Source organism: Clostridium sp. ATCC BAA-442 (assembly GCF_964239415.1).
Taxonomy (GTDB): Bacteria; Bacillota; Clostridia; order Oscillospirales; family Oscillospiraceae; genus Flavonifractor; species Flavonifractor plautii.
In genome coordinates, this window is sequence record NZ_CAXSQB010000071.1 from 1 (window position 1) to 14,735 (window position 14,735).

Here is a 14,735-nt window from a genome sequence, read left to right on the forward strand (position 1 = left end):
TCGGGGCGGGGGCCGCCCCCTCCTCCCCGCTCCGGGCGGGCTTCGCCACCCTGCCCCGGGCCGCTTTGGCCGCCTTGGGGGCCTCCGCCCCGAAGAGGCTCACCTGCCCCTTGAGGTCCTCCCGCTCGGCGGGGCTGAGCAGCTCAATCACACCGTAGGCCCCGTCGTACCCCGGGCGGCGCACCACCTGGCCCGCCCGCAGGCGGCGGATGCCCTCCGCCACGCAGGGCCCGGCCGCGGCCCGGATGTCCTCCACCGGCACCTCCCGGAGAATGGAGAACTCCGGCCCCAGGGCCGCCAGCATGGCCTCGTACTTGGCGCCCACCTTCTTGCCTGCGGCAGAGCCCCCCTCCGAGGCGGCGATCACCTCCGGCAAAGGTACCAGGCTCTCAAAGGGCCTGGCATCCGGGCGGATATAGCCCTCCGGCCGGTCCGCCAGCTGCTCCACCCGGTGGAGCACGCCGGTGGTCAGCCGCTTGCCGCACACCGGACACACCCCTCCGGCGGCCTCCGCCTCCACCGGAGAGAGGCACACCCCGCAGTTCCGGTGGCCGTCAAAGTAGTACTTGCCCTCCTCGGGGAAAAACTCAATGGTACCGTGAAAGCCCTCCCCGGTCTGGATGGCCCGGGCCAGCTCCGGGTAGGACAGTCCCGTGTCCAGCAGGTTGGCCTCCCGCCCCAGCTTGGACGGCGAGTGGGCGTCGGAGTTGGACACCAGGGTATACCCATCCAGGGCGGAACAGCGGCAGATCATTGTGGGATCAGAGGAGAGCCCGGTCTCCAGGGCGTGGATATGGCCGGTGAGATCGCCGAAGCACTCCCCGATGGTGTCAAAGCCGGAGAAGGCCCCGAACAGGGAAAAGTGGGGCGTCCAGATGTGAGCGGGGATGAACACCGCATCAGGGCAGGACTCCAGGGTGATCTCCAGCAGATCCCGGCAGTCCAGGCCCAGGATGGGCCGCCCGTCGGAGTGGAGGTTGCCAATGGCCTCCAGGCGGCGGGAGAGGATCTCCGCCGCCTCCAGATGGGGCAGGAGAATCAGGGAGTGAACCTTGCGCACCTTGCCGTTTTTCTTGTAGATGGAGCTGATCTCCCCGGTGATTACAAACCGGGGCGCGTCCGGCCCGGCCCCCTTCAGGGTATAGAGTCCCTCCTCCGCTTCGGCCAGCTTGTCCCGCAGCTCGGCCCGCCAGGCGGGGTGGGTGAAGTCGCCAGTGCCTACCAGGCCGATGCCCTTCCTTCTGGCCCAGGCATCCAGCGGCTCCGGCTCCAGCTCCTTGCTGGTGGCCCGGGAGTATTTGGAGTGGATATGCAGATCGGCGATATACATGCCGTTTCCTCCCCTTCGCGTTTTTTCCCCATTTTACCCCCTTTTCCCCGTGGACGCAAGCGGAAGGATGTGCTACACTGGAGCGGACAGGAGGGATTGCTGTGACACTGCTGAAGCAGTTTTTGGAGCTGGGACTGGACTGCTCCCCCATCGGCCTGGGGCCGGATACCAACCTGGGAGGCTATTTCTGTACGCCCAAGGGCATGACCATACTGGGCTGGACAGGAGGGGACGGCATTCACTTCGGCCGCATCCGCGGCTATGGGGACATGGTATTTGTCGTCGACCCCTTACCACCCGCCGGGGTGCAGTATGTCCGCCCCGTGGCAAACAGCTTCCGGGACTTTCTGCGCTTGCTTCTGGCCTGCGGCAACACCAATCCATTGAATTGGGTGGGGGACTTCCGTACGCGGGAGCAGTTCGACGCTACTCTCCGCGCCCCGGAAAACGCCGTCACACCGGATGCGCAGGCGGTGCTGGAGCGCATCGCCGCCGCCTTCCATCTCGCCCCCATGGAAGACCCCTTTTCCTATATCAAGGGCGTACAGGCGTCCTTTGACGGCGGCAAGCTGCGCTATACCAACGAGTATTATGATACGCTCGGGCTTCCCCGTCCGGACGGGAGTGAACCGCCCGCGTCTGAACATGAATTTGCGACTATTATCACATTTCTTCCGGTTGAAAGGGAGTGACCTCTATGGACACCATGAACGCTCTGGTCTGGAAGGGGGACGGCGCGCTCTCCCTGGAGCGGCGGCCCGTCCCCACCCTGCAAGGCCCCCGCGACGCCATTGTGCGGGTGACCCGCTCCACCATCTGCACCAGCGACCTGCACATACGCAGCGGCGCGGTACCCCGTGCCCGGCCCGGCGTGGTGCTGGGCCATGAGTTCGTCGGGGTGGTGGAGGCCGTGGGAAACGGGATTTCCAATCTCCGCCCCGGCGACCGGGTGGCCGCCTGCTGCGAGAGCTTCTGCGGCGACTGCTGGTTCTGCCGCCGGGGCTATGTCAACAACTGTGTCCACGGTGGCTGGGAGCTGGGCTGCCGCATCGACGGCTGTCAGGCCGAGTATGTCCGGGTACCCTTCGCCGACACCGGCCTCACCCCCATCCCGGACGCCCTCAGCGACGAAGACGCCCTCTTTGTGGGGGATATTCTGGCCAGCGGCTACTGGGGCGCGGAGCTGTGCACCTTCCAGCCCGGCGACACGGCGGTGGTGCTGGGCCTAGGGCCGGTGGGTCTGTGCGCGGCGGAGTGCGCCGCCCTGCTGGGCGCGGCCCACGTCATCGGCGTGGAGCCGGACCCCTGGCGGCGGCGGCTGGCACTGGAGCAGGGGCTGGTGGCGCTGGCCCTCGACCCCGCCGATCCCGAGCTGGAGTCCGCCGTGGCCGCCGCAACGGAGGGCCGGAGGGCCGACGGGGTGATCGAGTGCGCCGGCAGGCGGGACACCTTCCAGGCCGCCTGGCGGCTGGCCCGTCCCAACGGCACCGTGGCGCTGGTCGCCATGTATGAGGAAAACCAGACGCTCCCCCTGCCCGCCATGTATGGGAAGAATCTGGTCTTCAAGACCGGCGGCGTAGACGCCAGCCGCGGCCCGGAACTGGTGAGCCTGCTGGCCCAGGGGAAACTGCGGACGGATTTCCTCATCACCCACCGGGGGCCGCTGTCGGAGATCCTGGAGGGCTACCGAGTGTTTGGGGCCCACGAGGAGCACTGCCTCAAGTGGGTGGTCACGCCGGGATAATGCGCGCCGCGCGCAACACAGGGGCGGGCCGGAACATTCCGGCCCGCCCCTTTCTGTTCTTAGAACTGCTCCACCGTGATGTCCCCCCGGGGGACGTTTGCCCAGTCGAAGGAGGCCGCCAGCTCCGCCGGAGTCACCGGCTCCGGCCGGTCGGTCTGTCCAGCCCAGAAGGCCAGGCGGCCGGTCAGCTCCGCCGGGGTGAACCGCTCCCGCAGGGCGCCCATGTCCAGGTCGTGTTCCCGCTTGGACAGCCGCCGCCCGTCGGGGGCCAGCAGCAGGGGTACGTGGCAAAATTCCGGCGGCGTCAGGCCCAGCAGTCCATAGAGATAGAGCTGCCGGGGGGTGGAGTCCAGCAGATCCCGCCCCCGCACCACCTGGGTGATCCCCATGTCCCCGTCGTCACACACCACCGCCAACTGGTAGGCGTACACCCCGTCGGAGCGGCGGAGAATGAAGTCCCCGCAGTCGCGGAGCAGGTTTTCCCGGTACAGCCCCTGCAGGCCATCTGTAAAGGAAATCTCCTGGTCGGGCACGATCAAACGCCAGGCGGGACAGCGGGTCTGGCCCAGTCGGGTGCGCTCCTCTGCTGTCAAGTGTCTGCACTTGCCGGAGTAGACCGCCTGTCCGTCGGAGCGGTGGGGGGCGCTGGCCGCCAGGCGCTCCGCCCGGGTGCAGTAGCAGGGGTAGACCAGTCCCCGCTCCTCCAGCGCCCGGAAGGCGGCGGCGTACCGCGCCGTCCGCCCGCTCTGGAGGTAGGGGCCGTGGGGCCCGCCCTTCTGATAGCCCTCATCCCAGTCCAGCCCCAGCCAGCGGAGATCGTCGGCCAGCTGCTCGGCGTACGCCGCCCGGCAGCGGTCGGGGTCCAGATCCTCCATCCGCAGCACCATGACACCCCCGGCCCGCTGCACCGACAGCCACGCCAGCAGGGCGGAGAACACATTGCCCAGGTGCATCCGGCCGCTGGGGCTGGGGGCAAAGCGTCCCTGTACGATTCCCCCCACGCCTTACACCTTGCCCAGCTCTTGGTTGCGGCGGAAGGCGGCCTCCACCGCCTGGATGGCGGCGGAGCGGAAGCCCCGCTCCTCCAGGGCGGCCACCCCGGCGATGGTGGAGCCGCCGGGGGAGCACACCTCGTCCTTGAGCTGTCCGGGGTGCTTGCCGCTCTCCAGCACCATGGCCGCCGCGCCCAGCACCATCTGGGCGGCGTAGGTCACCGCCTGCCCCCGGGGCAGGCCCACCTTTACGCCGCCGTCGGCCAGGGCCTCGATGAAGGGGTAGACGAAGGCGGGGCCGCAGCCCGCCACCGCCGAAAAGGCGTCCATCTGCCCCTCGGCGATGCGCTCCACCCGCCCGGCGGGGGCCAGAAGGGCCTCCACTCCGGCCAGATACTCCTCCGCCGTGCCCGCCTCGGCACACAGGGCCAGCATTCCCTTTCCGATGGCGGCGGGGGTGTTGGGCATGACCCGCAGGAGGGCGGGCCGCCCCTGCGCCCCCGCCAGCCAACCCCGCAGGGTCTCACAGGTCAGGCCGGCGGCGATGGACACCACCGCCTGCCCCTCCCCCAGGGCGGGGGCCAGCTCGGAGAGCACCCCCTCCATCATCTGGGGCTTGACGCACAGAAAGACATATTCCGCCTGGGCGGCCGCCGCCCGGTTGTCCTGGGCCACGGCGCACCCCAGCTCCGCCGCCAGGGCCTCCGCTTTGGCCCGGGTGCGGTTGGCGATGACCACCTGCTCCGCCCCCACGGCCCGGCACGCCGCCCGAATCAGAGGCGCGCCCATGTTTCCCGTTCCGATAAATGCCGCTTTTTTCATCCTGCTCCGCCTTTCTGCATAGTCCGAAATCAATGCTTCCTTTTCCGCCCGCCGGTACTTTTTGATGGCCGCCTCCCGCCGGAGGGCCGCCCCCTGGTCGGGGCACTCCTCCCGGTAGACCACCGCCAGCGGCCCCCGGCCCCGGGTATACTTGGCCCCCCTTCCCCGGCGGTGGGCCGCCAGACGCCGCTCCACATCGGCGGCGGTGCCGGTGTAGAGGGTTCCGTCCCCGCAGCGGAGGATATAAACCCACCAGCTCATGGCCTCACCACTCCGGCCGCAGCTCGGGCAACAGCTCCAGCTCCCGGAACACCGCCGCCACGGCGCCCTCGTACTCGTCGGTGTCCCGTGCCTTCCGGATGGCCTTGGCGTGCCGCTGGCTGTCCCCGAACAGGTGGATGAGGTAGAACCAGACCTCCTTCATCCGCAGCATGGCGTTGCGGCGGCTGCCGAAGGCCTCGGCGTAGCCCTCATATACCTGGTCGTGAAAGGCCCGCAGCTCCTCCCGGCCCGCCGCCGGGCCGCCCTCGGCCTTCCGGGCCAGGGCGGGGTCGCCCGCCAGTCCCCGGCCCAGCATAATCCGCTCCGCCGCCGGGAACTCCGCCTGAAAGGCCTCCAGCGCCGGGACGGTATAGAGATCCCCATTGTAGCACACCGGGAAGGGGCTGTCCGCCAGCGCCCGGGCAAAATAGGCCCGGCGGGGGGTGTTTTTATACATGTCCTTCTGCACCCGGGGGTGGACAATCAGCTCCGCCAGGGGATAGCGCTGGAACAGCGCCAGCAGGGGGCCGAACTCCTCCGGCTCCCGCAGACCCAGCCGGGTCTTGATGGAGACGGCGCAGGGGGCGGCGTCAAAGACCGTGTCCAGGAACCGCTCCAGTTCCTCTGGCAGCCCCAGAAAGCCGGAGCCCTTGCCCTTGGCCACCACCGTGCCGGAGGGGCAGCCCAGATTCAGGTTGATCTCCGGGTAACCCATGGCCGCCAGCTCCCCCGCCGCCCACAGGAAGTCCTCCGCCCTCCGCACCAGCAGCTGGGGCACGGCGGTCAGCCCCCCATTGTGCTCGGGCAGAATCTCCCGCAGCTCCCGTTTGGTGAAGCGGTGATCCTGGGTGGGGGTGATGAAGGGGATAAAATAGCGGTCCACGCCGCCGAACCAGCGGCAATGGGCCTGCCGGTACAGGGCTCCGGTGAGTCCCTCCATAGGGGCGAATGCAATCTTCACGGCTCTTGTCCACTCCTCACGCGCAGGGCGGCAGGGGGCGGGGCGGAGCGGCCTGCCGCCCCGCCTCCCAGTGCTGCTTATCTGGAAAAATTGTAGCCTATTTTGCCCTATTCTGTCAAGGGTGCGGCGTTTTGCCCCCCATCTCCCCCAAGTGCAAAAATTTGGGTTGACAACGGGAGGCAGGCGTGTTATTGTTTGTTATGCGGTTAGTAATTGCTAACCGTCATTCTCGGGCTTTAAATTAGCTATAACTAACCTAGAGAGGAGCCACACATATGACCTTTGAAGAGGCGCTGATCGAGCACTGCTCCCCCACTCTGGCCGGGGTAAAGCCCGCCAGCCTGTTCCGCTTCTGCCCGAGGGACAGCGCCCTTTTCGTGCGCCGGTTCCTTGCGCTCCGGCAGCAGTTCGCCGCCCGTGGACTGCGGCTGGTCATCCTCAAGGGCTGCCGCCGCACGGGCTCCTACCTGCTCTACCTGTACCGGGAGCGGGATTTGGCGGAGGTGCTGGGCCGCAGAGAACACCGGGATTTTCTGCGCGCTATGGGCTACACCCCGTGGGAGGCGCCCGGCGACTGCCTGCGGCAGCTGGCCGCCCGCCTCTGTCTGGAGGAGGAATTCCCCCACGAGATCGGCGTCTTTCTGGGCTATCCTCTGGATGATGTCAAGGGATTCATCCGCCATAAGGGCAGGGACTACACCTTCTGCGGCTGCTGGAAGTGCTATGGCGATCCCCAGGCGGCCCGCCGGCGCTTCGAGCGCTACCGCCGCTGTACCGCGGTCCTTCGCCGCCGGTATGCGGAGGGAACCCCGATCACCCAGCTCATCGTGGCTGCTTGATACAATACGTACTTTCATTCAGAACGGTATTCAGAAAGGATGGTTTAATCATGGGTAAGATCGCAATCGTTTACTGGAGCGGCACCGGCAACACCGAGGCCATGGCCAATTTTGTGGCGGAGGGCGCGGGCGGCCAGGCCGACCTGTTCACCCCCGGCGAGTTCAGCGCCGATTTGATTTCCAGCTACAGCGCGCTGGCCTTCGGCTGCCCGTCTATGGGCGCCGAGCAGTTGGAAGAGGCCGAATTTGAGCCCATGTTCGAGGCGGTAAAGCCCCGCCTGAGCGGCAAAACCATCGGCCTGTTCGGCTCTTACGGCTGGGGAGACGGCGAGTGGATGCGCACCTGGGCCGAGGACTGCGAGAGCGCCGGCTGCAACCTGGTCTCCGAGCCCGTGATCTGCAACGAGGCCCCGGACGACGCCGCTGCCGAGAGCTGCCGTGCGCTGGGCGGCGCGCTGGCCGCGGTATAAGTACATACAAAACGGCCGGTGACGCGTGTCACCGGCCGTTTTATTGTCTGACGTTCCTACCCTTCCATTTCGGGCAGCTTTCCCCCCAAGGCGTGCTCCTTCATCTTCTGAAAGGTCTCTTCGCTCAGGTCGTGCTCCACCTTGCAGGCGTCCGCCGCAGCCACCTCCGGGTCGACGCCCAGCCGGATGAAAAACTGGGTCAGCAGCTTGTGCCGCTCATAAATACGCCGCGCAATCTCCTCCCCCGAGGGCAGCAGGGAGATAAAGCCGTCCTTGTCCATCTCGATGTACCCGCTCTCGCGGAGTTTTTTCATGGCAACACTGACACTCGGCTTGGAAAAGTGCAGTTCATTGGCAATGTCGATGGAGCGGACCAGCCCATGGCGCTCATGCAGGCTGAGAATGGCCTCCAGATAGTTTTCTGCGGACTCATAAATGTTCATAAGTCTTTCCTTTCTGCAGCAGTTCCTTTGCTACAGATTAACACAATCCATGTGTTTTTACAAGGAGTTTCACAAAAAGGGCATCGGTCAGCTCAACTCAAACATGCCACGGTAGAGCTGATAGTATTCGCCCTTCTGCGCCAGCAGGGCCTCGTGGCTGCCCCGCTCTACGATCTGGCCGTGCTCCAGCACCATGATCGCGTCGGCGTTGCGCACCGTGGACAGGCGGTGGGCAATGACAAAGACGGTACGCCCCTCCATGAGCTGGTCCATCCCCTTCTCGATAAGGGCCTCGGTACGGGTGTCGATGGAGGAGGTGGCCTCGTCGAGAATCAGGACCGGGGGATCGGCCACGGCGGCCCGGGCGATGGCCAGAAGCTGCCGCTGGCCCTGGGACAGATTGGCGCCGTCGGAGGTCACCATGGTCTCATAGCCCTGGGGCAATCGGCGGATGAAGGAGTCCGCGTTGGCGATGCGGGCGGCCCGCTCGATCTCCTTCTGAGTGGCATCCAGCTTGCCGAAGCGGATGTTGTCGGCAATGGTGCCCGTAAACAGGTGGGTATCCTGAAGGACGATGCCCAGGGAGCGGCGGAGGCTGTCCTTTTTGATGTCCCGCACGTCTATGCCGTCGTAGGTGACGCCGCCCCCCTGCACCTCGTAAAAGCGGTTGATGAGGTTGGTGATGGTGGTCTTGCCCGCGCCGGTGGAGCCCACGAAGGCGATCTTTTGGCCCGGCTCGGCGTAGAGGCTGATCCCCTTCAGGATGGGCTGCCCCGCCTCATAGCCGAAGTCCACCTTCTGAAAGCGCACATCCCCCCGCAGGGGCGCCAGGCTGCCGTCCGGCCTGCGCCACGCCCAGCGGCCGGTTTTTTCGGCGCAGGCGGTCATGGTTCCGCCCTCCTCCTTCACGTTGACCAGCTCCACCTGCCCCTCGTCGGTCTCAGGCGGCTGCTCCAGCACCTCAAAGACCCGCTCCGCTCCGGCCAGCGCGGCCAGCAGGAAGTTGCTCTGCTGGGTCATCTGGTTGATGGGCATGGCCGCCTGCCGGACAAAGACCAGATAGCTGGCCAGGCTGCCCACGTCGGTCATGCCCTTCAGCGCCATGATGCCGCCCAGCACCGCCACAAGGGCGTAATTGACGTAGGAGATGCTGACCACCGCCGGAATCATGGTGGCCGCATAGCTCTGCGCGCCGGTGCCCGCTTTCCGCAGGGCCTCGTTCTTCTCCCGGAACGCCCGCAGGCTTTCCTCCTCGTGGTTGAACACCTTGACCACCTTCTGCCCGGCCATCATCTCCTCGATATAGCCGTCCAGCTCCCCCAGGCAGTCCTGCTGCTTCTTGTAATAGGCCTTGCTCCGCCTCCCACTGAAGCGGACGTAGAGGAACATGAGGACATAAAACACCGCCACGACGAGGGTAAGCTGCCAATTGAGCAGAAACAGCATGGTGAAGGTGCCCACCACCTGGATCGTACTCTGGATGAGCATGGCAAAGCTGTTGTTGAGCGCCTCAGAGATCGTGTCCACGTCGTTGGTGAAGTAGCTCATCACATCGCCGTGGCGCTGGGTGTCAAAAAAGCGGAGGGGCAGGGTTTGGATGTGGGCGAACAGATCCCGCCGGATGTCGTAGAGCACCTTCTGGGCCGCCTTCACCATGATTTGGGTATAGCCCAACGCAGAGAGCACCCCTGCGCCGTAGATGGCGGCAGTGACCGCCACGCCCAGCACCAGGGTGTTGAGGCTGCCGGCCGCCAGACTGTTGACCACCGGCCGGATCATATAGGTGCCAAGAAGGTTAGCCAGGGCGCTGAGGGCCACCAGCACCGCCACGGCCAGGAACAGCAGCTTGTGCCGTCCCAGGTAGGACAGCAGGGTGCGCAGCGTGTGGCCCAGGTCCTTGGGTTTTTTAGCACTCAGTTGCCGGGACGCCATGGTCCTCCCCCCCTTTCATCTGAGATGCGTAGATCTCCTGGTAGATGGGATCGCCCGCCAGCAGGCTCTCGTGGGTGCCCACCGCATGCACCCGGCCGTCCTCCAGGATGACGATCTGGTCGGTGTGCATCACGGAGGTGATGCGCTGGGCGATGATGAGCTTGGTCACATCCCTCAGCTCTGCCAGAGCGGTGCGGATCTTCCCCTCAGTGGCGGTGTCCACGGCGCTGGTGGAGTCGTCGAAGATCAGGATTTTCGGCCGCTTGAGCAGGGTACGGGCGATGCACAGCCGCTGCTTCTGCCCGCCGGAGACGTTCACGCCTCCCTGGCCCAGGTCGGTGTCCAGGCCCTTTGGCATCCGCTCCAGAAATTCGGCGGCGCAGGCCCCCCGACAGGCCGCCCACAGCTCCTCGTCGCTCGCGTCCGGTTTCCCCCACCTCAGATTCTCCCGCACGGTGCCGGAGAAGAGAACGTTCTTCTGGAGCACGATGCCCACCGCGTCCCGCAGAGCCCGGAGATCGTACTCCCGCACATCCCGGCCGCCCACCCGGACTGTCCCCTCGGTGGCGTCGTACAGCCTGGGAATGAGCTGCACCAGGGTAGTCTTGGCCGAGCCAGTACCGCCCAGGATGCCCACCGTCTGCCCTGCCGGGATATGGAGCTCCACGCCGGAGAGGGCGTACTCCCGGGCGCCGCTGTGGTATTTGAAGGAGACCCCTTCAAACTCCACGCTGCCGTCGGGCACCTCCTCCACCGCATCCTCCGGCGAATCCAGCACAATATTCTCGTCCAGCACCTCGCTGATGCGGCGGGCGCTGGCCAGGGAACGGGTGAGCAGCAGGAACACGTTGGAAATGAGCATCATGGAGTTCATCACCTGGAGCACATAGCTGAGAAAGCCAGTGAGCTGCCCCACCTGGAGGCCGCTATTGAGCACCATGTTTCCGCCGAGCCACATGATGAGCACAACGGCGGTATACATGACCAGTTGGAACACCGGCAGGTTGAGCACGGCGAGGCGGAAGGTCCGCTGGCTGGTCTCCATGAGCTCAGAGTTGACCCCCTGAAACTTCTCCTCCTCGTACTCCCCGCGGACAAACGCCTTGACCGCCCGGATGGCGGTGAGGCCCTCCTGCACCACGTTGTTCAGCCGGTCCACCGCCTTCTGGAGCCGACCGTACATGGGGGCCACCCGGCGCACTATGACAAAGAGGACGCCCCCCAGAACCGGCGCACACACCAGAAACACCAGGGCCAGCCTGGGATTCATCCAGAAGGAGAGGCCCACGCCCATGACCAGCATGACGGGACTGCGCACCAGTGGGCGGTAACCGCCATTGACCGTGTTCTGGAGCACGGTCACATCGGTGGTCATGCGGGTTACCAGTGAGGAGGTCTCAAATTTGTCCAGGTTGGAAAAGGCATATTTCTGCACCCGCTCAAACTGGGCCTCACGAATGTTGGCGCCCCAGCCATAGGCGGCCCGGGCGGTAAAGCGGGCGTACAGCAGCCCCGTGGCCAGGGCCAGCAGGGCGCAGACGCCCATCTGAATTCCCCTCTGGAGGATCACCGCCACATCCCGGTTGGCCACTCCCACGTCGATGATGTCCGCCATGAGGACGGGGATCACCATTTCAAATGCAGTCTCTAGGATGATCATCACCGCCGCGATCAGCAGATCCCGCCGGTACGGCCCCAGATAGCCCAGCAGCCGCCTCAACTCCCTCATTCCGTTCCCTCCTCCCGCTCTGCCCGAAGATTCCGGTAGGCCCGGGACAGGTAATCGGCAAACTGCCGCCGTTCTTCCGGGTTGAAGCCGCTCAGCATGGCCTCCTCCATGACCCGGCAGCGCCTCTGCCAGTCCAGGTTGATCTGCCTGCCCGCCTCGGTCAGCTCCACCACGTCTCTCCGGCGGCTCTGCCCATCCGCCCTCCGGGTCACAAAGCCGCTCTTTTGCAGGCAGTCCAGCATCCGGCACACCGCAGCGGGGTCAATCTCAAAGTAGTCCGCCAGTTCCCGCTGACGGCAGGGCCCCCGGTTCATCAGGTAGTTCAGCAGCTTGGGCTGCCCAGGCCCCAGCCCCAGCTCGCCCAGGCTGGGCCTCAGGAAGTTGCGCTGGGCGTGAAACGCCCGGTACAGCAGCATATGGAAGGTTCGCTCCACGTTCCGCCGCCCCCTTTCTTGATATATCAATAATTGATATATCAATTATATAAAGTTCTCCCCGATTGTCAAGGCTTCATTTGTTCCCTGCAAATTTTCCCTGGGTAGCCGCACCTCCACTGGTACATGCTATGCGGGAGGTGATTTCATGCGTCCGGTCTATACGGATCTCTACGCGCTCTTCCGCCGCGATCCCGGCGCGGAGGAATATTTCAATCAGCTCCCCGCCTATGTGCAGGACCAGCTCAGCGCCCGCTGCCGGGCCGTAGACTCTCTGGAGCGTCTGCACGCCTATGCCGATCAGTTCCAGGCCAAGGGTTCTCCGGAGCTGGTGGAGGAGATCGGCGGAAAGGCCTTTCTCCCTCCGCCGTTCCGCCCGTGAGCGGTATATGGCGGGGTGATCTCCCCGCCAAAACAAGCAAAATGCCTGCTGCTTTCGCAACAGGCATTTCAAAAGGCTTATTTCCGCTTGGCCAGCTCCTTCCAAACGGCCTGGGCGATCACTTCCTGCCCCTCAGGGGAACGGAGCACCTCCAGCACCATGGCGCGGAACTGCTCCCTGGCCTGTCGGCCCCCGAACAGGGCGTCCAGCATGGTGGCCCCCTGGGAGGGCGCCTCCGCTTTCATCTTCTTTGGGGCCGGGGCGGGCCGGTAGACCGGCTCCTCGTCTGCCCCGGAGTACCCCTCACTCATCCAGTCCTCCTGCCGGGTACGGTCGTTGCTCTCCCCCCGGAGGTAAAACAGGGACACGCCGAAATAGGAGGCCAGCTTTTCCTGCTGCTCCTTCGTAGGGGTCTGGCGGCCCGTTTCAAACTTCTCAAAGGCGTTTTTGGGAAATCCCAGCTCCAGAGAGGCGGGCACCCGTGCCAGGCCGGCCTCGGTGCGCAGCGCCTCGATCCTCTGTGCCATTGTCACCATGGTTAACTCCTTCTTTCCTGTATTGGATTATTTACTTATTATACCGCCCCGGCAGGCGGGCCGCAAGCCTTGACATATGCTCCGCCCGGTGGTATCCTAGCTTCATACCAAGGAGGTGTGTGGATGTCCGTATAAGCGATTCGCCGTTTTGCGGCGCAGCCTGGAGAGGGGCGGAGGCCTCTCTGTTTGTGTTGCCCAAACCGGAGAACTGCGGTACGGACCGCCCCATGCGCCCCTGTCCTTATGGGGGATTTTCCGCTCGCGGGGAGGTGCCCGCGCCTTTGGCGCGCCGGTTCTCCGCGGGCGTTTTTTGTCACCTGGAAAGGAGTATCAGAACGGATGAACCGTGATTCTGTGCGCGGCGCCTGAGCGAAGGCTTCGGCGCCGTATCCCACCCGCTGGTAGCCTTTGCTCATTCCAAATGATTCCATCGAGTTTGGAGGAGCACCATGCGCTATCAAAACGCAGCCGAGCTGCTGCCCGCCGAGCTGCTGGAGGCCCTGCAGGGCTATCTGGACGGCGGTTATCTGTATATCCCCCGGCGGGCGGAGCACCGCCGGGCGTGGGGAGAGCGCACCCGGCGGAAGGAGGAGACCCTGGCCCGCAACCGGGCCATTTTCCGGGACTACACCGCCGGTCTGGGCGTGGACGAGCTGTCCGCCCGCTATTTTCTCGCCCCAAAGAGCATCCAGCGGATTCTCACCCTGGGCCGCCGGGGCCTGCTGGAGCCATAGTCCTGCGCCGGAGCGAAGCACGCTCCGGCGCAGCTTTTTTGCGGTACCGTCTTTGCGGTTGCCTCCGCACGGCCCGCTCTGCTACAATGGGCGCGAAAGCGAGGCAAGATACCCATGAACCAATCCAACCTTCTCACCGTCCGCGTGGCGGGCGTCATGAACCGGCAGGCCGTCGTGCTCCACGTGGGCCGCACCCTCCCCTGCCTGCTATCCGGCCGGCTGCTCCGGCAGAAAGATAGCCTGGCCGTGGGCGACCGGGCCGAGGCGGAGGTCCTGGGCGGCGGCCAGTACCGTCTGACGCGCGTTCTCCCCCGGACCAGCGCCCTGCGCCGCCCCAGCCGCCGCGGCTCCGGGGACGCCCTTCTGGCCGCTAACGCGGATTTTGTGCTGGCCGTGTGCGCGGCCCCCTCCCTGCTTCGCGCCTTCACCCTCCCGGAGTGGGCGCTGGAGGCCGCCCGGGCGGCGGGCCTGCCCGCCGGGCTCTTTGTAAGCCACTGGGACCGGCTGGCCCCGGAGGAGGGAGAGGCCCTGGCCCGCCGGCTGGAGCCGCTCCGGGCGGAGCTGGACGGCCTGGCCTGGGGCTCCGCCCTGGAGCCTCCCGCCGGGCTTCTCCCCGCCCTGCGTGGAAAAGCTGTGGCCGTGCTGGGCGGCCCGGGGTGCGGCAAGACCGCCCTGATCCAGCGTCTGGCCGGGGTGCAGGCCCCCCTCCGCCCCACCACTGCCGCCTCTCTCTCCCAGGGGCCGGACGGCACCCTCTGGCTGGACACCCCCGGCTTCCGGGGCGCGTCCCCCGCCGCCAAGCCCGCCCCGGACTACCGCCGCCAGCCCTGCGGGGAGTCCTTCTCCTGCAAGGCCTGCGGCGCGCTGGTCACCCCAGAGGGGCCCGCCAGCCGGCACCGCAACCACTGCCCCCACTGTCTGTCCAGCCTCCACGTGGACGAGGAGCCCGGCGACCGGGCCTGTACCTGCCGGGGGATTATGGAGCCGGTGGGCGTGTGGGTGCGCAAGGGGGGTGAGTGGGCGCTCATCCACCGCTGCCGCGCCTGCGGGGCCCTCCGCTCCAACCGGATCGCGGCGGATGACAACCCGGCCCTCCTCCTCTCCATCGCCCTGCGCCCCCTGGCCC

At 66.0% G+C, this 14,735-nt stretch carries 16 protein-coding genes; 7 read left to right on the forward strand and 9 right to left on the reverse strand.

Annotation, left to right across the window (positions count from 1 at the left end; translation table 11 throughout):
* The coding region (locus ACESY8_RS18310; protein WP_498794917.1) for an endonuclease Q family protein at positions 1 to 1,330 on the reverse strand (1,330 nt) is incomplete at its 3' end.
* Positions 1,331 to 1,431: 101 nt separating this feature from the next.
* Between ACESY8_RS18310 and ACESY8_RS18315 the strand changes: the two genes are divergently transcribed.
* Both ACESY8_RS18315 and ACESY8_RS18320 read left to right on the forward strand, forming a co-directional pair.
* Positions 1,432 to 2,022, forward strand: a complete 591-nt coding sequence (locus ACESY8_RS18315; protein WP_054338592.1) for a hypothetical protein — start codon at positions 1,432 to 1,434, stop codon at positions 2,020 to 2,022.
* Between the two features lie 5 nt (positions 2,023 to 2,027).
* On the forward strand, positions 2,028 to 3,074 hold the full coding sequence (locus ACESY8_RS18320; protein ID WP_054338593.1) for an alcohol dehydrogenase: 1,047 nt from the start codon (positions 2,028 to 2,030) through the stop codon (positions 3,072 to 3,074).
* A gap of 59 nt (positions 3,075 to 3,133) precedes the next feature.
* Here ACESY8_RS18320 and gluQRS read toward each other — a convergent pair whose 3' ends face one another.
* From gluQRS to ACESY8_RS18335, 3 genes are read right to left on the reverse strand one after another with little or no spacing between them, the layout of a single operon-like run.
* Positions 3,134 to 4,075 (reverse strand): tRNA glutamyl-Q(34) synthetase GluQRS, encoded by a 942-nt coding sequence (gene gluQRS, locus ACESY8_RS18325; protein WP_195457172.1) that lies wholly within the window; start codon positions 4,073 to 4,075, stop codon positions 3,134 to 3,136.
* Between the two features lie 3 nt (positions 4,076 to 4,078).
* Positions 4,079 to 5,149: a pyrroline-5-carboxylate reductase gene (gene proC / locus ACESY8_RS18330; protein ID WP_195457173.1), complete on the reverse strand. Its 1,071-nt coding sequence runs from the start codon at positions 5,147 to 5,149 to the stop codon at positions 4,079 to 4,081.
* Between the two features lie 4 nt (positions 5,150 to 5,153).
* Positions 5,154 to 6,089, reverse strand: a complete 936-nt coding sequence (locus ACESY8_RS18335; protein ID WP_195457179.1) for a tRNA dihydrouridine synthase — start codon at positions 6,087 to 6,089, stop codon at positions 5,154 to 5,156.
* A gap of 296 nt (positions 6,090 to 6,385) precedes the next feature.
* Between ACESY8_RS18335 and ACESY8_RS18340 the strand changes: the two genes are divergently transcribed.
* On the forward strand, positions 6,386 to 6,949 hold the full coding sequence (locus ACESY8_RS18340) for a DUF3793 family protein (RefSeq protein WP_009260393.1): 564 nt from the start codon (positions 6,386 to 6,388) through the stop codon (positions 6,947 to 6,949).
* Between the two features lie 50 nt (positions 6,950 to 6,999).
* Positions 7,000 to 7,419, forward strand: coding sequence for a flavodoxin domain-containing protein (locus ACESY8_RS18345; RefSeq protein WP_009260394.1), 420 nt, complete (start codon positions 7,000 to 7,002; stop codon positions 7,417 to 7,419).
* Between the two features lie 56 nt (positions 7,420 to 7,475).
* Here the strand turns inward: ACESY8_RS18345 and ACESY8_RS18350 are convergent, their stop codons facing one another.
* From ACESY8_RS18350 to ACESY8_RS18365, 4 genes are all read right to left on the reverse strand, one after another.
* On the reverse strand, positions 7,476 to 7,862 hold the full coding sequence (locus ACESY8_RS18350) for a metal-dependent transcriptional regulator (protein ID WP_009260395.1): 387 nt from the start codon (positions 7,860 to 7,862) through the stop codon (positions 7,476 to 7,478).
* Positions 7,863 to 7,949: 87 nt separating this feature from the next.
* Positions 7,950 to 9,794, reverse strand: coding sequence for an ABC transporter ATP-binding protein (locus ACESY8_RS18355; protein ID WP_021631089.1), 1,845 nt, complete (start codon positions 9,792 to 9,794; stop codon positions 7,950 to 7,952).
* Positions 9,769 to 11,523: an ABC transporter ATP-binding protein gene (locus tag ACESY8_RS18360; protein ID WP_498794918.1), complete on the reverse strand. Its 1,755-nt coding sequence runs from the start codon at positions 11,521 to 11,523 to the stop codon at positions 9,769 to 9,771. The genes ACESY8_RS18355 and ACESY8_RS18360 overlap by 26 nt, the downstream gene beginning before the upstream one ends.
* Positions 11,520 to 11,957: a MarR family winged helix-turn-helix transcriptional regulator gene (locus tag ACESY8_RS18365; protein ID WP_009260759.1), complete on the reverse strand. Its 438-nt coding sequence runs from the start codon at positions 11,955 to 11,957 to the stop codon at positions 11,520 to 11,522. Before ACESY8_RS18365 ends, ACESY8_RS18360 begins: the two co-directional genes overlap by 4 nt.
* 148 nt (positions 11,958 to 12,105) lie before the next feature.
* On the opposite strand from ACESY8_RS18365, the gene ACESY8_RS18370 reads away from it, so the two are divergent.
* Positions 12,106 to 12,339 carry a hypothetical protein gene (locus tag ACESY8_RS18370; protein ID WP_009260760.1) on the forward strand — a complete coding sequence of 78 codons (234 nt, stop codon included), beginning with the start codon at positions 12,106 to 12,108 and terminating at the stop codon, positions 12,337 to 12,339.
* A gap of 77 nt (positions 12,340 to 12,416) precedes the next feature.
* Here the strand turns inward: ACESY8_RS18370 and ACESY8_RS18375 are convergent, their stop codons facing one another.
* Complete coding sequence (locus ACESY8_RS18375; protein WP_021631092.1) at positions 12,417 to 12,875, reverse strand: helix-turn-helix domain-containing protein; 459 nt, start codon at positions 12,873 to 12,875, stop codon at positions 12,417 to 12,419.
* A gap of 449 nt (positions 12,876 to 13,324) precedes the next feature.
* Here ACESY8_RS18375 and ACESY8_RS18380 point away from each other — a divergent pair, with 449 nt between their 5' ends.
* On the forward strand, positions 13,325 to 13,609 hold the full coding sequence (locus tag ACESY8_RS18380) for a CD3324 family protein (protein ID WP_007494117.1): 285 nt from the start codon (positions 13,325 to 13,327) through the stop codon (positions 13,607 to 13,609).
* A 114-nt stretch (positions 13,610 to 13,723) separates the two neighbouring features.
* The coding region (locus ACESY8_RS18385; RefSeq protein ID WP_498794919.1) for an RNHCP domain-containing protein at positions 13,724 to 14,735 on the forward strand (1,012 nt) is incomplete at its 3' end.